Here is a 23023-nt window from a genome sequence, read left to right as displayed (position 1 = left end):
CGCCGGAAGCCGGAAACAGATCGGACGCGTTTAATTGCAAGGCCTTGTGCCTTGCATTTTTTTTGTGCAATCACTTGGTTAGCGCGGCGAGTTACCAGACTACGTGACCTTGCGTCAGCAAGCTTACGGCCGCGCAACCTGACGGCATCGCGATCCCCACCCGCATTGCACCGATGGCGTCGGAGCGCCCTTACCGAGAGGTCTATTTCGCCGGGGTCTCGCCGAAATCCGGCATGATGCGCGCGAGGTCGTCGACGCTGTATCCCAGCCCGTGCGTCAGGCCATAGAAAATGCCCATCACGATCGCCGTAACGATGGTGGTGCGGATCACGGCGCGCAGCATGTGCGGCCCACGCGGCGCACTCGCAACCGTGCCCAGCGTCACGTCATGATCGTCATCCTGCGTCCTGACGCTGAACGGCAGCACGACAAACAGCACCACCCACCAGGTCGCAAAAAACAGGGCGGTGAACGAAATCCAGCTCATGATTGTTCCAGTTCGATCAGCGTGCCGAAGAAATCCTTCGGGTGCAGGAACAGCACCGGCTTGCCATGGGCGCCGATCTTCGGGTTGCCGTCGCCCAGCACGCGGGCGCCGGCCGCCTTGAGCTGATCGCGCGCGGCGAGGATGTCGTCGACCTCATAGCAGAGGTGATGCATGCCGCCGGACGGGTTTTTCGCAAGGAACGCTGCGATCGGCGAGCCCTCACCCAAAGGCTCCAGCAATTCGATCTTGGTGTTGCCGACATTGACGAACACCACGGTGACACCATGCTCCGGCAAAGCCTGCGGCTCCGTCACCTCGGCGCCGAGCGTGTTGCGGTAAGCAGCAACGGCGGCGGCAAGATCCGGCACCGCAAGCGCGACATGGTTCAATCGTCCGAGCATGAAGTGCTCCGTATAAAGGGAGGGAGTAGGGCAATAAGACAGTAGGGAAAACGGCCTGAAGGCCGAGTACTACACGACTTGGTTTCCCTACTGCCCTACTGCCGTTATTCCTCTGTTCGTCATCGTGTGACGAACACCGTCACCAGTGGCTTCTTGCCCCAGGCTTCGTTGGCCGCACCGCGCACCGCGCGACGCACCGCTTCCTGCACCAGGTCGAGGTCTTTGCGGCGCTGGCGGGGAATCGAGTCCACGGCGCCAACGGCCGCGTCGATCATCAAATCTTCCAGCGCCTCGCCGCTGGCATCGGCCTCGGCGACACCGATGGCGACCAGGTCGGGGTCGCCGGCCAGCTCATATTTGTCGTCGAGCACGACATTGACCGCGACATGGCCGGCAAAGGACAATTTGCGCCGGTCGCGAATGCCCATCGCCTGGTCGGTGCCGATCAGCCTGCCGTCCTTGTAGATGCGGCCGAACGGCACCTGGTCGATGATGGTGGCGGGACCGGGCGCGAGCCGCAACATGTCACCGTCCCGCACCTGCGCCACCTGCCCGATGCCGGAGGTCGACATCAGCGATCCCTGCGCCACCAGATGCGCCGCCTCGCCATGCACGGGAACGCCGATCTGCGGGCGCACCCATTCATACATCTTGCGCAATTCGCTGCGGCGGGGATGGCCGGAGACATGCACCAGCGCATCGCCGTCCTCGATGATCTTTATGCCGAGATCGATGAGACGATTCTTGATCTCGAGAATCGCCTTCTCGTTGCCGGGAATGGTGCGCGAGGAAAACACCACCGTGTCGCCGGCCGTCAGCGACACCGATTTCATCTCGTCGCGCGACAGTTTCGCCAGTGCCGCCAGCGGCTCGCCCTGGCTGCCGGTGCAGATGATGACGAGGTTTTCGCGCGGGATGAAGCCGAAGTCCTCCTCGGCGATGAATTCCGGCAGGCCGTCCATGTAGCCGAGTTCGCCGGCGACATCGATGACGCGCTTCAGCGAGCGTCCCAGCACCAGGCACTGGCGGCCGGCATCGCGTGCCGCCCTGGCGATGGAGACGATGCGCCCGACATTGGAGGAGAAGGTGGTGACGGCGACGCGGCCGACAGCACTCTGGATGACGCCCCTTAGGCCCTCGCCCACGGCGACTTCCGAAGGCGATTCGCCTTCACGCAGCGCGTTGGTCGAATCGCAGATCAGCGCCAGCACGCCCTTGTCGCCATAGGCGCGGAAACGCGCCTCGTCGGTCTTGGGCCCGATCGTCGGCTCGGGATCGATCTTCCAGTCTCCGGTGTGGATGACGGTGCCGGCCGGCGTGGTGATGGCCAGCGACATCGGCTCGGGAATGGAATGCGCCACCGGAATGGCTTCGATCTCGAATGGACCGACCGTGAATTTTTCGCCGGCCCGATAGATCGTCACCGGGATTTTCGGCGCGCCTTGTTCGCCCTGCCGCTTGGCGTCCAGCAAGCCGGCGCTGAACGGCGTCATCCAGACCGGTGCTTTCAGCTTCGGCCAGGTGTCGAGCAGCGCGCCATAATGGTCCTCATGCGCGTGGGTGATGATGATGCCGCGCAGATTGGCGAGGTTCTCCTCGATGAAGCGCGTATCGGGCAGCACCAGGTCGACGCCGGGCAGGCTGGCATCTGGAAAGGTGACACCGACATCGATGACGATCCATTCGCGCGCGCTCGGCGGACCGTAGCCATAGAGAGCGAAGTTCATGCCGATCTCGCCCACGCCGCCAAGCGGCACGAAGACGAGTTCAGCGTTTTCGGCTTTCGCCATGATTTTATCCTTCCTGGCCCTCAGGCCAAGCCGTTGGAGCAATTCCAGGAAAAGCGTGTAATGGCTTCCCCACAGGAATTGCGCATAAACAAACAGTTATAGCCGTCATTGTTCGTATCGAACAATGAGCCGCTCTAGACCCGCGCGGATGCAACCGCGCCGAAATGCACGTCGCCGGCTGCGACCGTCACAACAGATCCCTCATCGTCGCGGATCACGAAACGACAGTCTTCGTCAATGGTCTCGAACACCCCACGCACCACATTACCGTCAATTCTGACAGCAACCTCGCCGCCAAGCCCCGCCGCGCGCGCCAGCCAGCGCCGCCTGACGGCGCCAAGACCGCGCCCTTCATCCCACAGGCGGGCATTCTCGCTCCAGGCATCCGACAGCGCCAGGAACAGCGTTTCCGCGTCGCATGTCGCGCCGAGAGCCTGCAGCGATGTCGCGGGATACGGCAAATCCGGGGGATGCGCCACCACATTGACGCCGATGCCGACGGCGACCGCGAAGCGGCCGCCATCCAGTATTGCCGACTCCAGCAGAATGCCGGCGAGCTTCACCCCGGAAGCAAGCACGTCGTTCGGCCATTTCAACTCGAAACGGTTTTGACCCTGGCTTGCACCATCGAGCCCGATGGCGATGCGGCCCTTCGGCACCACCGCATCGAGCGCGTCGGCAAGCGAGAGGCCGGCGACGAAACCCAGTGTTGCGGCAAGGCGAAGCTCACCGCCGGTGAGGACGAGCAAGGTCGCCGCCAGATTGCCTTCGGGCGATACCCAGGCGCGGCCGCGCCGGCCACGCCCGCTTTCCTGCTTCTTGGAAACGACCCACAATTTACCAGGGTCGCCTGCCCTTGCGTGGTCCAGCGCCACCGTATTGGTGGAACCGACGCTGTCATGGGCCTCGAGCCGGAACCCTTCCGACGCCGAGGTTGGGGCCAGCCGAAATGCCATTCCGTCTAGAAAAACGTCTTGGCGGCGGCTTCGGCATAGGTGCCGATCGGGCCGCCGATCAGCACATAGAACAGCACGAAGGCGCCGCTGACGCCGAGCACGACACGCAATTCGCTGGCCATCGGCACGAAGCCACCGACCGGTTCGTCGAACCACATGATCTTGATGATGCGCAGGTAGTAATAGGCGCCCACCACGGAGGCCAGCACGCCGATGATCGCCAGCGCGTAGAGGTGCGCGTTGATGGCGGCCAGGAAGACGTACCACTTCCCCCAGAAGCCGGCGAGCGGCGGGATGCCGGCCAGCGAGAACATCAAGATGGTCAGGATCGTCGCCATGATCGGGTTGGTCGATGAGAGACCGGCCAGATCGCTGATCTGCTCGACATTGCCTTCCTTGCGCCGCATGGCGAGGATGAAGGCAAACGTGCCGAGCGTCATCACCAGATAGATCAGCATGTAGATGGCAACGCCGCGCACGCCGGCCTGGCTGTTGGCCGCAAGGCCGACCAGTGCGTAGCCCATGTGGCCGATCGAGGAATAAGCCATCAGGCGCTTGATGTTGGTCTGGCCGATCGCGGCGAAAGCGCCAAGCGCCATCGAGGCGATCGAGATGAAGACGATGATCTGCTGCCAGTCGGCGGCGATCGGCTTGAACGCGCCCATGGTCACGCGCACGATCAGCGCCATCGCCGCCATCTTCGGGGCCGCCGCCAGGAAGGCGGTCACCGGCGTCGGTGCGCCTTCATAGACGTCGGGCGTCCACATGTGGAACGGCACCGCCGAGATCTTGAAGGCCAGGCCGGCCAGCACGAAGACCAGGCCGAAGACCAGCCCAAGCTGGCGCTCGCCGCTGCCGAGCGCCGTCGCGATCTCCTGGAAGCCGGTATTGCCGGTGTAGCCATAGACCAGGCTGATACCATAGAGCAGCATGCCCGAAGACAGCGCGCCGAGGACGAAGTATTTGAGGCCGGCTTCCGTCGAACGCAGGTTATCGCGGTTGATCGCCGCCAGCACGTAGATCGCCAGCGATTGCAGTTCGAGACCGAGATAGAGCCCGATCATGCTGTTGGCGGAGATCATCAGCATCATGCCCAGCGTGCAAAGCAGGATCAGCACCGGATATTCGAACTTGTCGAAATGCTCCGCCTTGGCGAAGCGCCCCGACATGATCAGCGTCACCGCCGAGCCGACCAGTGCCAGCACCTTCATGAAGCGGGAAAACGAATCCTGGACGAAGGCGTGCCCATAGGCGTTGCCGTCCCCGGTCCGGAAGATCAGCCAGGCACCAGCGATGACCAGCACGGCCACGGCAAGGCCGGTCACCAGTGTGCTGGTGTTGGCGCGCGAATAGGCGCCGACCATGAGCAGCGCCAGCGCGCCGATGGCAAGGATCAGCTCGGGCGTCGAGAGCGACAGGCTGGAGAGTAGGTCCGGCGTCATGGTTCGCAAAACCTCTGGTCAGTTCGCCGCCGCGGTCTGCGCGGCGCCGATGGATGCGGTGACATTGGTGACGAGTGACTTGACCGATTGGGCCGTCGCGTCGAAGACGGGAGCGGGATAGACGCCGAAGAAGATGACCAGCACCACCAGCGGGTAGATGATGACCTTCTCGCGCGCCGAAAGATCGAGCAGCCCCTTCAGGCTGTCCTTGGTCAGCGCGCCGAAGATCACCCGGCGATAGAGCCAGAGCGCGTAGGCAGCTGACAGGATGACGCCGGTGGCGGCGAAGAATGCCACCCAGGTGTTGACCCGGAACACGCCGAGCATGGTCAGGAATTCGCCGATGAAACCTGATGTACCCGGAAGGCCGACATTGGCCATGGTGAAGATCAGGAACACGGTGGCGTATTTCGGCATGTTGTTGACCAGGCCACCATAGGCGTCGATCTCACGCGTGTGCATGCGGTCGTAGATGACGCCGACACACAGGAACAGCGCGCCCGAGACCAGACCGTGGCTGAGCATCTGGAAGATCGCGCCCTGTACGCCTTCCTGGTTCATGGCGAAGATGCCCATGGTGACGAAGCCCATATGGGCGACCGACGAATAGGCGATCAGCTTCTTCATGTCCTGCTGCATCAGCGCCACCAGCGAGGTGTAGATGATGGCGACGACCGAGAGCGTGAACACCAGCGGCGCGAACATTTCGGATGCCAGCGGGAACATCGGCAAGGAGAAGCGCAGGAAGCCGTACCCGCCCATCTTCAGGAGAATGCCGGCCAGGATGACCGAGCCGGCCGTTGGCGCTTCGACGTGAGCATCGGGGAGCCAGGTGTGCACCGGCCACATCGGCATCTTCACCGCGAAAGAGGCGAAGAAGGCGAGGAATAGCCAAGTCTGCATGTTGGCCGGGAAGCTGTGGGTCAACAGCGTCGGGATGTCGGTCGTGCCGGACTGATAGAACATCGCCATGATGGCAAGAAGCATCAGCACCGAGCCGGCGAGCGTATAGAGGAAGAACTTGAACGAGGCGTAGACGCGCCGCTTGCCGCCCCAGACGCCGATGATGATGAACATCGGGATCAGGCCGGCCTCGAAGAAGACGTAGAAGAGCACGATGTCCAGCGCGCAGAACACGCCGATCATCAGTGTCTCGAGCAGCAGGAAGGCGATCATGTAGGCCTTGACGCGCTTCTCGATCGATTCCCACGAAGCCAGGATGCAGAGCGGCATCAGGAAGGTCGTCAGGATGACGAACAGCATGGAAATGCCGTCGACGCCCATGTGGTAGGAGATGCCGGAGTCGAGCCAGGCGACCTTTTCGACGAACTGGAAGCCGGCCTGCGAATTGTCGAAGCCGGTCCAGATGAACAGCGAGATGATGAAGGTGAACGTCGTCGTTAGCAGCGCGATGGCGCGGATGTTACGGCGTGCGTTTTCGCTGTCATCGTTGATGAACAGGATCAGCAGCACACCAACCAGCGGCAGGAAGGTGACCAGCGAGAGGATTGGCCAGGCGGTCATCAGAGCATCATCCAGGTGACGAGTGCGGCAACGCCGATCAGCATGGCGAAGGCATAATGGTAGAGGTAGCCGGTCTGCAGCTTGACGACGCGGTTGGTGACGTCGACGACGCGCGCCGAAATGCCATCCGGTCCGAGCCCGTCGATGATGGTGCCATCACCGGTCTTCCACAGGAAGTAGCCGAGGCGCTTGGCCGGCCGCACGAACAGGAAGTCGTAGAGCTCGTCGAAATACCACTTGTTGAGCAGGAAGGCGTAGAGCCCGCGATTCTGCTTGGCCAGGTTCACCGGCATTTCCGGCGAGCGGATGTAGAATTTCCAGGCCAACGCAAATCCGATCAGCATGGCGATGAAGGGCGACAGCTCGACCCACAGCGGCAGTTCTTCGATCTGGTGCAGAATGTGGTTGTCCGGCAGCGTGAACAGCGATGCCTTCCAGAACTCGGCATAGCCTTCGCCGATGAAGGAGCTGTGGAAGATGATGCCGGCAAACAGCGCGCCGGCGGCCAGGATGAACAGCGGCACCAGCATAACCGGTGGCGATTCATGGACGTGGTGCATCACCTCATGGCTCGCCCGCGGCTTGCCGTGGAAGGTCATGAAGATCAGGCGCCACGAGTAGAAGGAGGTGAAGCAGGCGGCGATGACCAAAAGCACGAAGGCTAGGCCAGCGACCGAATTGTGCCCGGCAAAGGCGCTCTCGATGATGGCATCCTTGGAGAAGAAGCCGGCGGTGCCGATGACGGTCACGGGAATGCCGACGCCGGTCAGCGCCAGCGTGCCGATCACCATCATCCAGTAGGTGGTCGGGATCAGCTTCCGCAGGCCGCCCATCTTGCGCATATCCTGCTCGTCGGAAACGGCATGGATGACCGAGCCAGAACCGAGGAACAGCAGCGCCTTGAAGAAGGCGTGCGTGAACAGATGGAAGATCGCCGCGCCATAGGCGCCGACGCCGAGCGCGACGAACATGTAGCCGAGCTGCGAGCAGGTAGAATAGGCGATGACGCGCTTGATGTCGTTCTGCACGAGACCGACGGTCGCCGCGAAGAAGGCGGTGAAGGCGCCGATGAAGGTGACCACCGTCAGCGCCGAATGCGACAGTTCGAACAGCGGCGAAAGCCGTGCCAGCATGAACACGCCGGCCGTCACCATGGTGGCGGCATGGATGAGTGCCGAGACAGGCGTCGGGCCTTCCATGGCATCCGGCAGCCAGGTGTGCAGCGGCACCTGCGCCGACTTGCCCATGGCGCCCATGAAGAGCAGCAGGCAGACGATGGTCATCGCCGACTGCTTGTCCAGCGCATGACCGAGGAAGGTCAGCACGGCCGCACCTTGCGGCGCGCCTTCAGCCGGAATGAACGTTGCTGCGTTGGTGAAGATGGTGCCGAGATTGACCGAGCCGAACAGCACGAACAAGCCGAAGATGCCGAGTGCGAAGCCGAAATCGCCGACGCGGTTGACGACGAAGGCCTTGATGGCCGCGGCATTGGCCGACGGCTTCTTGTACCAGAAGCCGATCAGCAGGTAGGACGCGAGGCCCACCCCTTCCCAGCCAAAGAACATCTGCACCAGATTGTCGGCCGTCACCAGCATCAGCATGGCGAAGGTGAACAGCGACAGATAGGCGAAGAAACGCGGCCGGTTCGGATCGTGGTGCATGTAGCCGATCGAATAGATGTGAACCAGCGCCGACACGGTGTTGACCACCACCAGCATCACCACCGTCAGCGTATCGATGCGCAGCGCCCAGGAGACGTCGAGGCCACCCGACTGGATCCAGTGCAGCACCGGCACGACGAACACCTCGCCATGGCCGAAGCCGACGCTGAAGAAGGCAACCCACGACAGAACAGCCGAAATCACCAGGAAACCTGAGGTGATGTATTCGGATGCCTTGGCTCCAAGCGAATTGCCGAACAGGCCGACGATCAGGAAGCCGAGCAGTGGAAGGAAGACGATGGCCTGATACATGGTGGTTCCGTCAACCCTTCATCATGTTCACGTCTTCGACCGCGATCGAGCCGCGGTTGCGGAAGAAGACGACGAGAATGGCAAGTCCGATGGCAGCCTCGGCCGCCGCGACCGTCAGCACGAACAGCGCGAACACCTGGCCGACCAGATCGCCAAGTGCGGCCGAAAAGGCGACGAAATTGATGTTGACCGCCAGCAGGATCAGCTCGACCGACATCAGGATGACGATGACGTTCTTGCGATTCAGGAAGATGCCGAACACGCCGAGCGTGAACAGGATTGCCGATACGGTCAGATAATGTGCGATGCCGACGACCATCTCAGACTCCTTCGCCCGACTTGACCTTGCGTATTTCCATGCCTGTCGCCGGCGTGCGGCCGACCTGGGCTGCGATCGACTGCCGCTTGACCCCTTCCTTGTGGCGCAGCGTCAAAACGATGGCGCCGATCATGGCAACCAGCAGGATGAGGCCCGAAATCTGGAAGTAGTAGAGGTAGTCGGTATAGAGGATGTCGCCGAGGGCGGCCGTGTTGGAGCGCGTCGCGAGATCGGGAATAGGCTTCGAGACCGTCGCGGCCAGTTTCGGCGCGAAAGTATAGCCGCCCAGCACGACGATCAGCTCCGCCGCCAGGATCAGCCCGACCAGCGCGCCGATCGGCGCATATTGCAGGGCGCCACTCTTCAGTTCGGCGAAATCGACGTCGAGCATCATGACGACGAACAGGAACAGCACCATGACCGCGCCGACATAGACGACGAGCAGGATCATCGCCAGGAACTCGGCGCCGGTCAGCATGAACAGGCCGGCGGCGTTGAAGAAGGTCAGGATCAGGAACAGCACCGAATGCACGGGGTTGCGCGACGAAATGACCATGAACGCCGACGCCACCGCGACAAAGGCGAAGAGGTAGAAAAAGGCCGCCTCTAGTCCACTCAACATTGGGGATCCCCCGGGTTCCTGTCCGGACACGACGCCTGCGTCTTGCCCGATCTTGCTTGCCACCGCCTCCGGTCGGCAAGTTTCGTTGTGTCCTTAGACGAGGCCCCTCGCCCCGTCCATGCGTCAAATATCAGCGGTAGGGCGAGTCCAGCGAGATGTTGCGCGCCAGTTCGCGCTCCCACCGGTCGCCATTCGCCAACAGCCTGTCCTTGTCGTAGTAGAGTTCCTCGCGCGTCTCCGTCGCGAACTCGAAATTCGGCCCCTCGACGATGGCATCGACCGGGCAGGCTTCCTGGCAGAAGCCGCAATAGATGCACTTCACCATGTCGATGTCATAACGCACCGTGCGGCGCGTGCCGTCATTGCGGCGCGGGCCGGCCTCGATGGTGATCGCCTGCGCCGGGCAGATCGCCTCGCACAGTTTGCAGGCGATGCAGCGTTCCTCGCCATTGGGATAGCGGCGCAGCGCGTGCTCGCCACGGAAGCGCGGGCTGGTCGGCCCCTTCTCGTGCGGATAGTTGATCGTCTCCTTCGGCGCGAAGAACTGGCGCATCGACAGGAGGAAGGCACTGACGAAATCCTGCAGCAGCAGCGATTTTGCGGCTTGGCCAAGAGCGGACATCACGCAAACCCCGTGATCTTGAGGAAGGCCGCGGTGGCGACGACCATGAAAAGCGAGATCGGCAGGAACACTTTCCAGCCAAGCCGCATCAGCTGGTCGTAGCGATAGCGCGGCACGAAGGCCTTCACCATGGAGATGCCGAAGAACACTAAGCAGACCTTCAGCACGAACCAGATGACGCCCGGCACCCAGGTGAAGGGGGCGAAGTCGAAGGGTGGCAGCCAGCCGCCGAGGAACAGGATAGTGGCCAGCGCGCACATCAGCACGATGGCGACATACTCGCCGAGGAAGAACAAAAGGAACGGCGTCGACGAATATTCGACCATGTGGCCGGCGACCAGTTCCGATTCGGCCTCGACCAGGTCGAAGGGTGGACGGTTAGTCTCGGCCAGCGCCGAGATGAAGAAGATGATGAACATCGGGAACAGGCACAGCCAGTTCCAGTCGAGGAAGGTGTTGGGCAGGCCAAGCCGCGTGCCAATCCCGTCATGCTGCGACAGCACGATGTCGGTCAGGTTGAGCGACCCAGCGGTGAGCAGCACCGTGACGATGACGAAACCGATCGAGACTTCGTAGGACACCATCTGCGCCGCCGAACGCAATGCGCCGAGGAACGGATATTTCGAGTTGGACGCCCAGCCGCCCATGATCACGCCATAGACCTCGAGCGAGGAGATGGCGAAGACATAGAGGATGCCGACATTGACGTTGGCGACGGCCCAGCCCTCATTGACCGGAATGACCGCCCAGGCCGAGATCGCCAGCACGGCCGACACCAGCGGCGCCAAAAGGAACACGCCCTTGTTGGCGCCTGACGGGATCACCGGCTCCTTGAAGACGAACTTCAATAGATCGGCGAAGGCCTGCAGCGTGCCCCACGGGCCGACCACGTTCGGGCCACGGCGCAACTGCACCGCCGCCCAGATCTTGCGGTCGGCATAGAGGATATAGGCCACGAAAATCAGCAGGATAACGATCAGCACGACCGATTTCAGCAGAATGATCAGCGCCGGCAGCACGTAGAAGGAGAAGAAGGTTTCCATGCTTATTCCGCCGCCTGCTTGAAGCCGCTCTTGGCCAGTGCCGAGCATTCCGCCATCACGGCGGACGCCCGCGCGATCGGGTTGGTCAGGTAGAAATCGTGAACCGGCGAGGTGAAGGTGCCTTTGTTGAGCTGCCCGCCGAGCTTCGCCACATTGGCGATATCCTCGGCATTGCCCGGCTCGACGTGGTCGATGCGGGCCAGATGCGGGTATTCGCCATAGAGTTTGGCACGCAGTTGCGGCAGCGAGTCGAACGGCAGCTTCTTGCCCAGCACGTCGGACAGCGCCCGCAGGATCGCCCAGTCTTCGCGGGCATCGCCCGGCGCGAAGCCGGCGCGGTTGGTCTGCTGCACGCGGCCTTCGGTGTTGACATAGGTGGCCGACTTTTCGGTGTAGGCGGCCGCCGGCAGGATGACATTGGCGCGGTGCGCGCCCTGGTCGCCATGGGTGCCGATATAGACGACGAAGGCGCCGCCGGTCTTGCCCATGTCGATCTCGTCGGCGCCGAGCAGGAACAGCACGTCCGTCTCACCAAGCATGCCGGCAACATCCTTGCCGCCCTCGCCCGGCACGAAGCCGACATCGAGGCCACCGACGCGGCCGGCTGCAGTGTGCAACACCGCAAAACCGTTCCAGTCCGCACGGGAAGCATTGACGGCAGCCGCAAGCTTCGCCGCCTGGCCAAGCACGGCCGCGCCATCGGCCCGCGCCAGCGCGCCCTGGCCAACGATGATCAGCGGGTGCGTCGCGTTCTTGAGCACCTGGAAGAACTTGCCCTTGCCGTCGGCCAGATCCTTCAGTGAGTCCGGGCCGGCGCCCAGTTGTTCGTAGTCATAGCGCGTGTCGCCGACATCGCCGATGACACCGACCGGCAGATTGCCGACCCGCCAGCGCTTGCGGATGCGGGCGTTGAGCACCGAGGCCTCGTAGCGAGGATTGGCGCCGATGATCAGCACCGCGTCGGCCTGCTCGATACCTTCGATGGTCGGGTTGAAGATGTAGCTGGCGCGGCCGAGCGCCGGATCGAGAGCGGCACCGTCCTGGCGGCAGTCGGTGTTCTTCGAACCGAGTGACGCCATCAGCTGCTTCAGCGCGTAGATTTCCTCGACAGCGGCGAGATCGCCCGCAATGGCGCCGATCTTCTCGGGCGCCGCCTTCGACACCGCGTCCTTGATCGCGGCGAATGCTTCGGCCCAGCTTGCTGGAACCAGCTTGCCGTCCTTGCGCACATAGGGGCGATCGAGGCGCTGCGTGCGCAGGCCGTCCCAGATGAAGCGGGTCTTGTCGGAGATCCACTCCTCGTTCACCTGCTCGTTGACGCGCGGCAGGATGCGCATCACCTCGCGGCCACGGCTATCGACGCGGATCGCCGAGCCGACGGCGTCCATCACGTCGATCGATTCGGTCTTGGTCAGCTCCCACGGCCGTGCCTGGAAGGCGAAGGGCTTGGAGGTCAGCGCGCCGACCGGGCACAGGTCGATGACATTGCCCTGCAGCTCCGAGGTCATGGCGCTTTCGAGATAGGTGGTGATCTCGGCATCCTCGCCACGGCCGATCAGGCCGAGTTCGGAAATGCCGGCGACTTCCGTGGTGAAGCGGACGCAACGCGTGCAGTGGATGCAGCGGTTCATCACCGTCTTGACCAGCGGGCCGATATACTTGTCTTCGACGGCGCGCTTGTTCTCGTGATAGCGCGAGGAATCGACACCGAAGGCCATCGCCTGGTCCTGCAGGTCGCATTCACCGCCCTGGTCGCAGATCGGGCAGTCCAACGGATGGTTGATGAGCAGGAATTCCATCACGCCTTCCCGCGCCTTCTTGACCATCGGCGTGTTGGTGAAGATTTCCGGCGCCTCGCCATTGGGGCCCGGGCGAAGATCACGCACATTCATGGCGCAGGAGGCCTGCGGCTTGGGCGGTCCTCCCTTCACCTCGATCAGGCACATGCGGCAATTGCCGGCGATCGACAGCCGCTCATGGAAGCAGAAGCGCGGCACTTCCGCGCCCGCGTCTTCCGCCGCCTGCAGCAGCGTGTAGTGGTCGGGTACAGTGATCTCTTTCCCGTCGACCTTGAGCTTTGCCATTCGCCTCAAACCTCTGCGGATTTCCCGCAATCTCATTTCCCGGGCGCGACTTAAGCCGCGCCCGACATTTCATTCACGTCTTCGCGGCCAACGCCGTCGCCTGGGCAGTCCAGTCGTCACGGCCGATGCGGCCCTTGAACGACAGATAATCGTCGACCCAGGCGATCTCTTGCGGCGACCATGCGGAAATCTGGGCATAGGTCCAGATGCCCAGGCCGTTGAGAACCTTTTCCAGTTTCGGGCCGATACCCGATATCGCCTTGAGGTCGGACGGTTTCGCCGGCCTGTCCATCGCCTTGGGCTGCCTGAAGTCTTCGGGCAGCAGCACATCGGCCGCCTCGCTTGTTGCCGGGGCAGCATTTGCCGCCGGCACGATGGTGGCGGCTTCCCGGGCTGCAATATCGGTGACTTCCTGCGCAAAGGACTGCGCCTCGGCGATCATGGTTTTGGCTGTCGCCCGCGCCTTGGTGGCGGAGACGCTCGTGTCTCCGAAGGTCCCGACCCGCGCCTCGAAATCATCGACGATAGGCTGCATCAGCCGTTGCGAGGCCTCGGCCGCCCCCGAAAGCGCGCCAAGCCAGACGCCGAACGCATGGTTGGCGAGCCCGATGCCGAGCGCCGACATCGCCGCCGCACCCGCGACAGGGTGCACGAAAAGGTTGACGGCGCTGGCCATCTCCTTCGGCATCATCCTGGTCAGGTCCTGGTTCATCTTCTCGAGCTGGTCCAAATTGGGCATCATTGGGTAGGGTGTCGAATACGGCGCCATAGAGTTCTCCTGGTCGTTTCTTCGTTATCCCGCCCCGTTCTTCTCGCTTCGGGCTTTCGCCCGCATTCACAACTTCTTCTACTCCGCCGCCACCATCACCGGTTCGGCACGGTGCGCGTTGCGCGAAAATTCGTCGATGCGCCGCTCCACCTCGCCGCGGAAGTGCCGCATCAGGCCCTGGATCGGCCATGCCGCAGCATCGCCAAGCGCGCAGATCGTGTGGCCCTCGATCTGCTTGGTGACGTCGAGCAGCATGTCGATCTCGCGCTTCTGCGCCTCGCCGCGCACCAGCCGCTCCATCACCCGCCACATCCAGCCGGTGCCTTCGCGGCAGGGCGTGCACTGGCCGCAGCTCTCATGCTTGTAGAAATAAGACAGCCGCGCGATCGCCTTCACGACATCGGTCGACTTGTCCATGACGATGACTGCCGCCGTGCCGAGGCCCGACTTGAGATCGCGCAGCGCGTCGAAATCCATTGGTGCGTCGATGATCTGCTCAGCCGGTACCAGGGGCACCGAGGCGCCACCTGGAATGACCGCCAGCAGATTGTCCCAGCCGCCGCGAATACCGCCGCAATGCGTCTCGATCAGCTCGCGGAACGGGATCGACATCGCCTCTTCGACGGTGCACGGATTGTTGACGTGGCCGGAAATGCAAAACAGCTTGGTGCCGACATTGTTGGGCCGGCCGAAGGACGAGAACCAAGCCGCGCCCCGGCGCAGGATGGTCGGCGCCACCGCGATGGACTCGACATTGTTGACCGTTGTCGGACAACCGTACAAGCCGACATTGGCCGGGAATGGCGGCTTCAGCCTCGGCTGGCCCTTCTTGCCCTCCAGGCTTTCGAGCAGCGCGGTCTCCTCGCCACAAATATAGGCGCCGGCGCCGTGGTGCATGTAGACGTCGAAATCGTAGCCTGACGTGTTGCCCTTGCCGATCAGCTTGGCCTCATAGGCCTCCTCGATGGCCCGCTGCAGCGCCTCGCGCTCGCGGATGAACTCGCCGCGCACATAGATGTAGGCGGCAGTCGCGCCCATGGCGAAGCCGGCGAGCAGCGCGCCCTCGACCAGCGTGTGCGGGTCGTTGCGCAGGATGTCCCGGTCCTTGCAGGTGCCAGGCTCGGATTCGTCGGCGTTGATGACGAGGTAGCTCGGCCGGCCGTCGCTCTGCTTGGGCATGAACGACCATTTGAGACCGGTCGGGAAGCCGGCGCCGCCACGGCCGCGCAAGCCCGACGCCTTCATTTCGTTGACGATCCAGTCGCGCCCCTTGGCGACGAGGCCGGGCGTGTTGTCCCAGGCGCCGCGCGATATCGCGCCGGCCAGCGACTTGTCGAAGAGGCCGTAGATGTTGTTGAAGATGCGGTCTTTGTCCTGAAGCATTGTTCGTCCCTCAGACCGGCTTCTTGCCGAAAACGCGGATGTATTCGGCGACCCCGCCCTTGGCGAGCGCCTTGGCCTGCTTGACCCAGTCGTCGCGGTCGATGCGGCCGTGGAAGGAGAGATAGCCGTCCACCCACTCGCGCTCGGCCTTCTTCCACGAAGCGACCTGCGCGAAGGTGAAAATGCCCAGCGTGTGCAGGATGCCCTCGATCTTCGGGCCGACGCCGGAGATCAGCTTGAGATCGTCGACCGCAGCCGGCCTGTCGATACCGGCCGGACGGTTCTTGTCCTCCAGCGACGGTTTTGCCGGCTTTGCGGCTGGAGCCTTGGCTTCCGGCGCCCTGGCTTCCGGCGCCTTCACGGCAGCTGCCGGTTCGGCCTTGGCCGTCGGCCCATTGCGCTGCTTGGCGACCTTCTCGACCTCGGGCGCTGCCGTGTTGGCGTTGGCGGCCGAATGCAGCGGTGCCGAAACGCTCTCCGCCTTCTCCGCCGCCGGCGCCACTTTGGTCGCCGAAGGCGTCTTCAACGCCGGGCTGGTCTCCGGCGCGTCGGTCTTCGGCTTGCCGGCATTGGACGGCGCCACTGGTGCGGCCGCCGGCGCTTGCGCCGTAGGAGCGGCCGGCGCGGCTGCGACTGGCGCGGCCGCGGCCGCCGGCGCCGCATTCTGGGCGGCCTTGGTCGCCGCCTTGGCTTCCTTGTCGCGCGTGGTCTTGAGGATCGCCTTTTCGCTCTTCAGCGTCGTCAGGCCGGAGGCCGGCTCCGAGCCGGTGCGGCCATTCTGCGGTCCAGGCGCCACCGAAGCGCCCTTGCCGGCGTCATAGAGATCGATGATCTCGGCCAGCCGTTCCGGCGTCAAATCCTCGAACGTATCCTTGAAGACCATGACCATCGGCGCGTTGACGCAGGCGCCGAGGCACTCGACCTCTTCCCACGACAAGGTGCCCTTGTCGTTGGTGTGGAACTGGTCGTGGTGGATTTTCGACCGGCAGACATCCATCAGCGCTTCAGAGCCGCGCAGCATGCACGGCGTGGTGCCGCAGACCTGGATATGCGCACGGGTGCCGACCGGATTGAGCTGGTACTGTGTGTAGAAGGTCGCGACTTCGAGCCCGCGGATACGCGGCATGCCCAGCATGTCCGAAATCGTCTCGATCGCCGCCTTGGTGACCCAGCCTTCCTGCTCCTGCGCAATCATCAGAAGCGGGATAATCGCCGACTGCTCACGGCCTTTCGGGTATTTCTTGATCCATTGCTTCGCAGCTGCCGCGTTCGCCCGGCTGAAGGCGAAGGAGGCTGGCTGGACGCTGGCTTCTGCGAGACGGCGGACTGACATTCAGGACAACCTAGTGAACAGGCTTGCAATATTGCGTGGCGATATCGCCGGAGGTCTTGGTCTCCGCGACAAAGCACATGAACACGGCATCACCCTTTTGCAAGACAAGGCCCGGGCCGGCATTGCTTGGGATTGCGGCCTTCACCTCAAAACCCTGCTTGAGCAAGGCATCGACGGTGGTGCCCTCGGCGTGGGCTGACGAAAGGGCTGAAACCGTAAGCAGGGCTGCGATTGCAATGCGTTTCATCGATCGACCTCCCCAAACACGATGTCGAGGGAGCCGAGAACGGCGGTGACGTCGGCCAGCATGTGGCCGCGGCAGAGGAAATCCATCGCCTGCAGATGCGCGAAGCCGGGCGCCCGGAGCTTGCAGCGATAGGGCTTGTTGGAGCCGTCGGAGACGAGATAGACGCCGAACTCGCCCTTCGGCGCCTCGACGGCGGCATAGACCTCTCCGGCCGGCACGCGGTAGCCTTCGGTGTAGAGCTTGAAGTGATGGATCAGCGCTTCCATCGAGCGCTTCATCGCCTGGCGCTTCGGCGGCACGATTTTGCCGTCGAGGTTCGACACCGGGCCGGTGCTTTCCTTGCCGAGCAGCAGATCGATGCACTGGCGCATGATCCGCGCCGACTGGCGCATTTCTTCCATGCGCACGAGGTAACGGTCGTAGCAGTCGCCGTTCTTGCCGATCGGAATGTCGAAATCCATTTCCGAATAGCATTCATAGGGCTGCGACTTGCGCAGGTCCCACGGCGCGCCCGAACCGCGCACCATGACGCCGGAAAAACCCCAGGCCCAGGCATCGGCCAGCGAAACAATGCCGATATCGACATTGCGCTGCTTGAAGATGCGGTTGCCGGTCAGCAGGCGATCGAGGTCATCGATCGACTTCAGGAACGGGTCGATCCACTTGCCGATGTCCTCGACCAGCTGGCGCGGCAGGTCCTGGTGGACGCCGCCGGGGCGGAAATAGGCGGCATGCATGCGCGAACCGGAGGCACGCTCATAGAACACCATCAGCTTTTCGCGTTCGACGAAGCCCCACAGCGGCGGCGTCAGCGCGCCGACGTCCATGGCCTGCGTAGTCACATTGAGGATGTGCGACATGATACGGCCGATCTCGCAATAAAGCACGCGGATCAGCTGGCCGCGCCTCGGCACCTCGATGCCGAGCAGCCGCTCGACAGCCAGCGCAAAGGCGTGTTCCTGATTCATCGGCGCGCAATAGTCGAGCCGGTCGAGATAAGGCACAGCCTGCAGATAGGTTTTTGCCTCGATCAGCTTTTCCGTGCCGCGATGCAAAAGCCCGATATGCGGATCGACACGATCGACAACCTCGCCGTCCAGCTCCAGCACGAGGCGCAAAACACCATGCGCCGCAGGGTGCTGCGGCCCGAAATTGATGTTGAAATTGCGGACGGAGGTTTCAGCCATTGTGGCGCCTCAATTCGTCTTGGCTTTTTCGTCCCCGGGCAGCACGTAGTCAGTGCCTTCCCAAGGGGAAAGAAAATCGAAATTGCGGAATTCCTGCTTCAATTCCACCGGCTCGTAGATGACACGCTTGGCTTCGTCGTCGTAGCGCACCTCGACAAAGCCGGTCAGCGGGAAATCCTTACGCAGCGGATGGCCTTCGAAACCGTAATCGGTCAGCAGGCGGCGCAGATCGGGATGGCCCGAAAACAGCACGCCATAGAGATCGTAGGTCTCGCGCTCGAACCAGTCGGCGCCGGGGAACACGCCGGTGATGGACGGCACCATCGTCTCCTCGTCGGCCAGAACCTTGACGCGGATGCGCACATTCTGTTTCGGCGAAAGCAGGTGATAGACGACGTCGAAGCGCTTGGCCCGTGACGGATAGTCGGCGCCGCAGACATCGATGATCGAAATGAACTGGCAACGCGCATCGTCGCGCAGGAAGGTCACCACTTCGATGAGGTCGCGCGGCTCGACATGGATGGTGAGCTCGCCAAAGGCGATCGCCGCGTCGTTGACGCGGCCGATCAGCTTCTCGCCGAGATAGGTCGACAGTTCGCTAAGGGATGCGGCCATGGCTTTACCGTTCGATCGTGCCGGTGCGGCGGATCTTCTTCTGCAAGAGAAGAATGCCGTAGAGCAGGGCTTCGGCGCTCGGCGGGCAGCCGGGCACATAGATATCGACCGGCACCACACGGTCGCAACCGCGCACCACCGAATAGGAATAGTGGTAGTAGCCGCCGCCATTGGCGCACGAGCCCATCGAGATGACGTAGCGCGGCTCCGGCATCTGGTCGTAGACCTTGCGCAGCGCTGGCGCCATCTTGTTGGTCAGCGTGCCGGCGACAATCATGATGTCGGACTGGCGCGGAGACGCGCGCGGCGCGACACCGAACCGCTCCGAATCGTAGCGCGGCATCGAGGTGTGGATCATCTCGACCGCGCAGCAGGCCAGACCAAAGGTCATGAACATCAGCGAGCCGCTGCGTGCCCAGGTGATCAGCGCTTCCGTCGAGGTGACGAGAAAGCCCTTGTCGGCAAGCTCATTGTTGATTTCGAGGAAGAAGGGATCGTCCTCCCCCACCGGCCGGCCGGTGTTGGGATCGATGAGGCCCTTGGGCTTCGGCGCGACGAGGGTACCTGAACTGTCGTTCAATCCCATTCCAGCGCTCCTTTTTTCCATTCATAGGCAAAGCCGATGGTCAGCACTGCCAAAAACACCATCATCGACCAGAAGCCAAGCATACCGATCTTCGAGAAGGACACGGCCCAGGGAAACAGGAAGGCCACTTCCAGATCGAAGATGATGAACAGGATCGACACCAGATAGAAGCGGATGTCGAATTTCATGCGGGCGTCGTCGAACGAGTTGAAACCGCACTCGTAGGCGGAAAGCTTTTCGGGATCGGGGTTGCGGTACGCCACCAGAAAGGGTGCGGCCAGCAGCGCCAGGCCAACGACCAGCGCCACGCCGATGAACAGGACGATGGGCAGGTACGAACTGAGAAGTGCGTTCATGCTCGGCTTTCCGTTGGAGCCAATCCACTTTGATTACAGCACCGGACCTTAATGCGGAAGCGTGACAGTTTAACCGCTGAACCGTTTTAGGAGCCTATGCTGCAACGCGGCGAGGGTTAGCGCAGCACTTCCAGCGAAGCAAGTCAAACCTTGTTCAAAACAGCAGCCTGGACGGCATGTCGCGTCAAACTGGTCCGATCGGCTCCTGTTTGATTTCCTTCGCTTTTTACTCCACTTTTGTCTCCTGACATGGTTGCCGCCAAAACCCTGCTAGCATGGCCTGGAATCACCCATCAGAACCTCCCTAGAGTCGCATCCGAATGAAGGAAAAGATCTCGCTCCCCATGGCCCGGCGCATCGCGCTCGCCGCTCAAGGGTTTCTCGATCCCCGCCCCGCCAGCACGCCCGATCGACGCCACTTCGCCCGGGTGCTCTCGCGCACCGGCCTGCTGCAGATCGATTCCGTCAGCGCTGTGGTGCGCGCACATTACATGCCGCTCTATTCGCGGCTTGGCCCCTACCCGCTCGCTCTGCTCGACAATGCCGCCGTCACCCGCAAGCGCACGGTCTTTGAATATTGGGCGCATGAGGCTTCGTTCCTGCCGGTCGAGACCTACCCGCTGATGCGCTGGCGCATGCAGCGCGCCGAACAAGGCGATGAAATGTATCTCGGCCTGGCCAAATGGGGTCGCGAGCACACCGCCTATATAGAAGAGATCTATCGCGAGGTCGTCGCACGCGGCCCGATTGCCGCTTCGGCGCTGGAAGGCCAGAAGGGTTCGGGCGGCTGGTGGGGCTGGAGCCACGCCAAGCACGCCTTCGAATGGCTGTTCTGGGCCGGTCGCATCACCACCGCGCACCGTCGTGGCTTCGAGCGCTTCTATGACCTGCCCGAGCGCGTGCTGCCGCAGGCGATCCTCGATCTGCCGGTGCCGGCTGCCGAGGACGCGCATCGCGAATTGCTGCGCATCTCGGCCCGTGCCCACGGCATCGCGACATCAGGCGATCTGCGCGACTATTTCCGCCTGTCGCCGGCCGACATGAAAGGCCGGCTGGAGGAACTTGTCGAGTCGGGCGAGCTGCTCCCGGTGCGTGTCGAGGGCTGGGACAAGCCGGCTTACCTTCACAAAGACGCCCGCCTGCCCCGGAAAATCGAGGCCCGTGCGTTGCTGGTGCCCTTTGACCCGGTCGTCTTCGAACGGTCGCGGTCGGAACGGCTCTTCAAGTTCCACTACCGCATCGAAATCTACACCCCCGCCGAAAAGCGCCAATATGGCTATTACGTCCTGCCCTTCCTGCTCGGCGACAAGATCGTGGCGCGCGTCGACCTGAGGGCCGACCGGCCGGCAAGCGTCCTGCGCGTCCATGCCGCTTACCCCGAACCCGGCGCACCGCCTGAAACGGCGGCTCAGCTCTTCGAGGAATTGAAGCAGATGCAGGGCTGGCTCGGCCTTGAACGCATGGAAGTGACGCCTGCCGGTGGTTTGGGTCCGGCGCTGGCCGACATCGCGGTGTCGTGACCCCGCGTTGACACCGCCACCCGCAAAAGCCTAAATCCGGTCCAGACGGTCCCCTGCCCACAACGGCAAGGGCTAAGAGGGAATGCGGTGCGGGATTTCGATCTCAAATCCGCGGCTGTCCCCGCAACTGTAAGCGAAGAGCCAAGGCCGAAAGCCACTGGGAGGTTCCCGGGAAGGCGGCTATCCAAGGCGATGACCCGCGAGCCAGGAGACCTGCCGTCTGCGACAGAAGAATCCGATCGCCCGGCGGGTTTCCGGGCAAGGAGCCCGGTTTTTTGGACCAGAACAGCAGTTTTTCGGCTGGCACAGCGGACAATGCGTCTGAGGACCGCGATGCCTTGGCCGGCGTCACCGTGATCGTCTGCGCCTCCTGCCGCAATGAGGCCGGCTCCGACGCGCATCCCCGCGCCGGCGAACTTTTGGCCGAAGATACGCGCCGCGCCGCAGCGGCCGACAATATCCGCGTCCGCACGGTCGAATGTCTCGGCAATTGCAAGCGCCGCCTCAGCGCCGCGATCCTGCGCGACGGCTGCTGGAGCTATGTCTTCGGCGACCTGACCTTGACCAGCGGCCCCGACCTCATCACCGGCGCAAAACTCTTCGCCACCTCGACCGATGGCCTCATTCCATGGCGCGGCCGGCCGGATTCCCTCAAGCGCGGCCTCGTGGCGCGTATTCCACCTCTCGACATGCTGAAGGACCAACCATGAGCGCTCCAAATCCGGCCGGCAATCTCTCCCGTGTACCCTGCACCGTTGTCACCGGCTTCCTCGGCGCCGGCAAGACGACGCTGGTCCGCCATCTCCTCGAAAACGCCGGCGGCAAGCGCATTGCGATCATCGTCAACGAGTTTGGCGACATCGGCATTGACGGCGAAATCCTCAAAGGCTGCGGCATCGACACCTGTCCGGAGGAAAACATCGTCGAACTGGCCAATGGCTGCATCTGCTGCACCGTGGCCGACGATTTCGTGCCGGCGCTGGACAAGATCCTGTCGCTGACGCCGAAAGTCGACCACATCCTGATCGAAACCTCGGGCCTCGCTTTGCCCAAGCCGCTGGTCCAGGCTTTCCAGTGGCCAAGCGTGAAGAGCCGCGTGACCGTCGACGGCGTCATCGCCGTGGTCGACGGCCCGGCGCTGGCCGAAGGCCGCGTCGCCAACGACATGGACGCCCTGCAGGCGCAGAGGACTGCCGACGACTCACTCGACCATGACGACCCGGTCGAAGAGGTGTTTGAAGACCAGATCGCCTGTGCCGACCTGATCATCCTCTCGAAGAGCGACCTGATGGACGCCGCCGGTTCGGCCCGCGCCAACGCCATTATCAATGAACATTCCGCACGCGCAGTAAAAATCGTGCCGACGTCGCATGGCAAGGTCGATCCCTCCGTGCTGCTCGGGCTCGGGCTCGCCGTCGAGGACGACATCGAGAACCGCAAGTCCCACCATGACGGCGCCTTCGACCACGAGCATGACGACTTCGACACCTTCATCGTCGACATTCCCTCGATCGCTAATCCCGATGATCTGGCAAAGCGCGTCGCCACCGCCGCCGAACAGGAAAACGTGCTGCGTGTGAAGGGTTTCGTCGAAGTCGGCGGCAAGCCGATGCGGCTTTTGCTGCAGGCCGTCGGGCCGCGCGTCAATCATTATTATGACCGCGCCTGGACGGCCGAGGACGATCGCCGCTCGCGTCTCGTCGTCATTGGCCTCAAGGGGCTGAACCGGCCGGCAATCGAAGCTATACTCGCCGGCTGAAGCCA

At 62.9% G+C, this 23023-nt stretch carries 23 protein-coding genes and 1 riboswitch; of the genes, 3 read left to right on the top strand and 20 right to left on the bottom strand.

Annotation, left to right across the window (positions count from 1 at the left end):
- Positions 1-202: 202 nt before the first annotated feature.
- From A3A9_RS0106785 to A3A9_RS0106690, 20 genes are all read right to left on the bottom strand, one after another.
- Positions 203-487, bottom strand: coding sequence for a DUF1467 family protein (locus A3A9_RS0106785; protein ID WP_027058103.1), 285 nt, complete (start codon positions 485-487; stop codon positions 203-205).
- Positions 484-888: a methylmalonyl-CoA epimerase gene (gene mce, locus A3A9_RS0106780; RefSeq protein WP_027058102.1), complete on the bottom strand. Its 405-nt coding sequence runs from the start codon at positions 886-888 to the stop codon at positions 484-486. The genes A3A9_RS0106785 and mce overlap by 4 nt, the downstream gene beginning before the upstream one ends.
- 119 nt (positions 889-1007) lie before the next feature.
- Complete coding sequence (locus tag A3A9_RS0106775) at positions 1008-2678, bottom strand: ribonuclease J (RefSeq protein WP_027058101.1); 1671 nt, start codon at positions 2676-2678, stop codon at positions 1008-1010.
- Positions 2679-2812: 134 nt separating this feature from the next.
- Complete coding sequence (locus A3A9_RS0106770; RefSeq protein WP_027058100.1) at positions 2813-3634, bottom strand: biotin--[acetyl-CoA-carboxylase] ligase; 822 nt, start codon at positions 3632-3634, stop codon at positions 2813-2815.
- A 5-nt stretch (positions 3635-3639) separates the two neighbouring features.
- Entirely contained in the window at positions 3640-5076 is a 1437-nt protein-coding gene (gene nuoN, locus A3A9_RS0106765; protein WP_027058099.1) for an NADH-quinone oxidoreductase subunit NuoN, read from the bottom strand.
- An 18-nt stretch (positions 5077-5094) separates the two neighbouring features.
- On the bottom strand, positions 5095-6600 hold the full coding sequence (locus tag A3A9_RS0106760) for an NADH-quinone oxidoreductase subunit M (protein ID WP_027058098.1): 1506 nt from the start codon (positions 6598-6600) through the stop codon (positions 5095-5097).
- Entirely contained in the window at positions 6600-8573 is a 1974-nt protein-coding gene (gene nuoL, locus A3A9_RS0106755; protein ID WP_027058097.1) for an NADH-quinone oxidoreductase subunit L, read from the bottom strand. Before nuoL ends, A3A9_RS0106760 begins: the two co-directional genes overlap by 1 nt.
- Before the next feature lie 10 nt (positions 8574-8583).
- Positions 8584-8892, bottom strand: coding sequence for an NADH-quinone oxidoreductase subunit NuoK (nuoK, locus tag A3A9_RS0106750; protein ID WP_019858930.1), 309 nt, complete (start codon positions 8890-8892; stop codon positions 8584-8586).
- 1 nt (position 8893) lies between these two features.
- Positions 8894-9514 (bottom strand): NADH-quinone oxidoreductase subunit J, encoded by a 621-nt coding sequence (locus tag A3A9_RS0106745; protein ID WP_027058096.1) that lies wholly within the window; start codon positions 9512-9514, stop codon positions 8894-8896.
- 130 nt (positions 9515-9644) lie between these two features.
- Positions 9645-10136, bottom strand: coding sequence for an NADH-quinone oxidoreductase subunit NuoI (gene nuoI, locus A3A9_RS0106740; protein ID WP_027058095.1), 492 nt, complete (start codon positions 10134-10136; stop codon positions 9645-9647).
- Positions 10136-11179, bottom strand: coding sequence for an NADH-quinone oxidoreductase subunit NuoH (nuoH, locus tag A3A9_RS0106735; RefSeq protein WP_027058094.1), 1044 nt, complete (start codon positions 11177-11179; stop codon positions 10136-10138). Before nuoH ends, nuoI begins: the two co-directional genes overlap by 1 nt.
- Positions 11180-11181: 2 nt before the next feature.
- Positions 11182-13263 carry an NADH-quinone oxidoreductase subunit NuoG gene (gene nuoG, locus A3A9_RS0106730; protein WP_027058093.1) on the bottom strand — a complete coding sequence of 694 codons (2082 nt, stop codon included), beginning with the start codon at positions 13261-13263 and terminating at the stop codon, positions 11182-11184.
- A gap of 73 nt (positions 13264-13336) precedes the next feature.
- Positions 13337-14032: an NADH-ubiquinone dehydrogenase gene (locus A3A9_RS0106725; protein WP_027058092.1), complete on the bottom strand. Its 696-nt coding sequence runs from the start codon at positions 14030-14032 to the stop codon at positions 13337-13339.
- 78 nt (positions 14033-14110) lie between these two features.
- Entirely contained in the window at positions 14111-15415 is a 1305-nt protein-coding gene (gene nuoF / locus A3A9_RS0106720; protein ID WP_027058091.1) for an NADH-quinone oxidoreductase subunit NuoF, read from the bottom strand.
- A 10-nt stretch (positions 15416-15425) separates the two neighbouring features.
- A complete protein-coding gene (locus A3A9_RS0106715; protein WP_027058090.1) occupies positions 15426-16748 on the bottom strand; it encodes an NADH-quinone oxidoreductase subunit E in 1323 nt (440 codons plus the stop codon).
- A gap of 10 nt (positions 16749-16758) precedes the next feature.
- The gene (locus A3A9_RS0106710) at positions 16759-16995 is read right to left on the bottom strand and encodes a hypothetical protein (protein WP_027058089.1); all 237 of its coding nucleotides are present in this window, start codon (positions 16993-16995) and stop codon (positions 16759-16761) included.
- Entirely contained in the window at positions 16992-18182 is a 1191-nt protein-coding gene (locus A3A9_RS0106705; RefSeq protein WP_027029569.1) for an NADH-quinone oxidoreductase subunit D, read from the bottom strand. The genes A3A9_RS0106710 and A3A9_RS0106705 overlap by 4 nt, the downstream gene beginning before the upstream one ends.
- A 9-nt stretch (positions 18183-18191) precedes the next feature.
- Positions 18192-18797: an NADH-quinone oxidoreductase subunit C gene (locus A3A9_RS0106700; RefSeq protein ID WP_027058088.1), complete on the bottom strand. Its 606-nt coding sequence runs from the start codon at positions 18795-18797 to the stop codon at positions 18192-18194.
- A 4-nt stretch (positions 18798-18801) separates the two neighbouring features.
- The gene (locus A3A9_RS0106695) at positions 18802-19383 is read right to left on the bottom strand and encodes a NuoB/complex I 20 kDa subunit family protein (RefSeq protein ID WP_027029571.1); all 582 of its coding nucleotides are present in this window, start codon (positions 19381-19383) and stop codon (positions 18802-18804) included.
- Positions 19374-19739: an NADH-quinone oxidoreductase subunit A gene (locus A3A9_RS0106690; protein ID WP_010910112.1), complete on the bottom strand. Its 366-nt coding sequence runs from the start codon at positions 19737-19739 to the stop codon at positions 19374-19376. Before A3A9_RS0106690 ends, A3A9_RS0106695 begins: the two co-directional genes overlap by 10 nt.
- A 320-nt stretch (positions 19740-20059) precedes the next feature.
- Here A3A9_RS0106690 and A3A9_RS0106685 point away from each other — a divergent pair, with 320 nt between their 5' ends.
- The 3 genes from A3A9_RS0106685 to cobW all read left to right on the top strand — a co-directional run bounded on the left by A3A9_RS0106685 (position 20060) and on the right by cobW (position 23018).
- Complete coding sequence (locus A3A9_RS0106685) at positions 20060-21259, top strand: winged helix-turn-helix domain-containing protein (protein WP_027058087.1); 1200 nt, start codon at positions 20060-20062, stop codon at positions 21257-21259.
- A gap of 29 nt (positions 21260-21288) precedes the next feature.
- Positions 21289-21494, top strand: a riboswitch (cobalamin riboswitch).
- 40 nt (positions 21495-21534) lie between these two features.
- Complete coding sequence (locus tag A3A9_RS0106680; protein ID WP_027058086.1) at positions 21535-21969, top strand: DUF1636 family protein; 435 nt, start codon at positions 21535-21537, stop codon at positions 21967-21969.
- Entirely contained in the window at positions 21966-23018 is a 1053-nt protein-coding gene (gene cobW / locus A3A9_RS0106675) for a cobalamin biosynthesis protein CobW (RefSeq protein ID WP_027058085.1), read from the top strand. The genes A3A9_RS0106680 and cobW overlap by 4 nt, the downstream gene beginning before the upstream one ends.
- The last annotated feature ends 5 nt before the right edge of the window (positions 23019-23023 follow it).

Source organism: Mesorhizobium loti CJ3sym, from assembly GCF_000472785.1.
In the GTDB taxonomy this organism is placed as follows: Bacteria; Pseudomonadota; Alphaproteobacteria; order Rhizobiales; family Rhizobiaceae; genus Mesorhizobium; species Mesorhizobium loti_E.
Note: the sequence above shows the minus strand (reverse complement) of the source record. Positions and strands in the feature narration are given on the sequence as shown.

What these genes read in the sequence shown, in the direction of transcription:
- nuoI (WP_027058095.1), bottom strand. Translation starts at nt 10,136, where the DNA reads ATGTCCGCTCTTGGCCAAGCCGCAAAATCGCTGCTGCTGCAGGATTTC.
- A3A9_RS0106705 (WP_027029569.1), bottom strand. Translation starts at nt 18,182, where the DNA reads ATGGCTGAAACCTCCGTCCGCAATTTCAACATCAATTTCGGGCCGCAG.
- A3A9_RS0106760 (WP_027058098.1), bottom strand. Translation starts at nt 6,600, where the DNA reads ATGACCGCCTGGCCAATCCTCTCGCTGGTCACCTTCCTGCCGCTGGTT.
- A3A9_RS0106695 (WP_027029571.1), bottom strand. Translation starts at nt 19,383, where the DNA reads ATGGGATTGAACGACAGTTCAGGTACCCTCGTCGCGCCGAAGCCCAAG.
- A3A9_RS0106745 (WP_027058096.1), bottom strand. Translation starts at nt 9,514, where the DNA reads ATGTTGAGTGGACTAGAGGCGGCCTTTTTCTACCTCTTCGCCTTTGTC.
- nuoF (WP_027058091.1), bottom strand. Translation starts at nt 15,415, where the DNA reads ATGCTTCAGGACAAAGACCGCATCTTCAACAACATCTACGGCCTCTTC.
- mce (WP_027058102.1), bottom strand. Translation starts at nt 888, where the DNA reads ATGCTCGGACGATTGAACCATGTCGCGCTTGCGGTGCCGGATCTTGCC.
- A3A9_RS0106685 (WP_027058087.1), top strand. Translation starts at nt 20,060, where the DNA reads ATGAAGGAAAAGATCTCGCTCCCCATGGCCCGGCGCATCGCGCTCGCC.
- A3A9_RS0106725 (WP_027058092.1), bottom strand. Translation starts at nt 14,032, where the DNA reads ATGGCGCCGTATTCGACACCCTACCCAATGATGCCCAATTTGGACCAG.
- A3A9_RS0106775 (WP_027058101.1), bottom strand. Translation starts at nt 2,678, where the DNA reads ATGGCGAAAGCCGAAAACGCTGAACTCGTCTTCGTGCCGCTTGGCGGC.
- A3A9_RS0106785 (WP_027058103.1), bottom strand. Translation starts at nt 487, where the DNA reads ATGAGCTGGATTTCGTTCACCGCCCTGTTTTTTGCGACCTGGTGGGTG.
- A3A9_RS0106700 (WP_027058088.1), bottom strand. Translation starts at nt 18,797, where the DNA reads ATGGCCGCATCCCTTAGCGAACTGTCGACCTATCTCGGCGAGAAGCTG.
- cobW (WP_027058085.1), top strand. Translation starts at nt 21,966, where the DNA reads ATGAGCGCTCCAAATCCGGCCGGCAATCTCTCCCGTGTACCCTGCACC.
- nuoN (WP_027058099.1), bottom strand. Translation starts at nt 5,076, where the DNA reads ATGACGCCGGACCTACTCTCCAGCCTGTCGCTCTCGACGCCCGAGCTG.
- A3A9_RS0106690 (WP_010910112.1), bottom strand. Translation starts at nt 19,739, where the DNA reads ATGAACGCACTTCTCAGTTCGTACCTGCCCATCGTCCTGTTCATCGGC.
- nuoL (WP_027058097.1), bottom strand. Translation starts at nt 8,573, where the DNA reads ATGTATCAGGCCATCGTCTTCCTTCCACTGCTCGGCTTCCTGATCGTC.
- nuoH (WP_027058094.1), bottom strand. Translation starts at nt 11,179, where the DNA reads ATGGAAACCTTCTTCTCCTTCTACGTGCTGCCGGCGCTGATCATTCTG.
- A3A9_RS0106710 (WP_027058089.1), bottom strand. Translation starts at nt 16,995, where the DNA reads ATGAAACGCATTGCAATCGCAGCCCTGCTTACGGTTTCAGCCCTTTCG.
- nuoG (WP_027058093.1), bottom strand. Translation starts at nt 13,263, where the DNA reads ATGGCAAAGCTCAAGGTCGACGGGAAAGAGATCACTGTACCCGACCAC.
- nuoK (WP_019858930.1), bottom strand. Translation starts at nt 8,892, where the DNA reads ATGGTCGTCGGCATCGCACATTATCTGACCGTATCGGCAATCCTGTTC.
- A3A9_RS0106770 (WP_027058100.1), bottom strand. Translation starts at nt 3,634, where the DNA reads ATGGCATTTCGGCTGGCCCCAACCTCGGCGTCGGAAGGGTTCCGGCTC.
- A3A9_RS0106715 (WP_027058090.1), bottom strand. Translation starts at nt 16,748, where the DNA reads ATGTCAGTCCGCCGTCTCGCAGAAGCCAGCGTCCAGCCAGCCTCCTTC.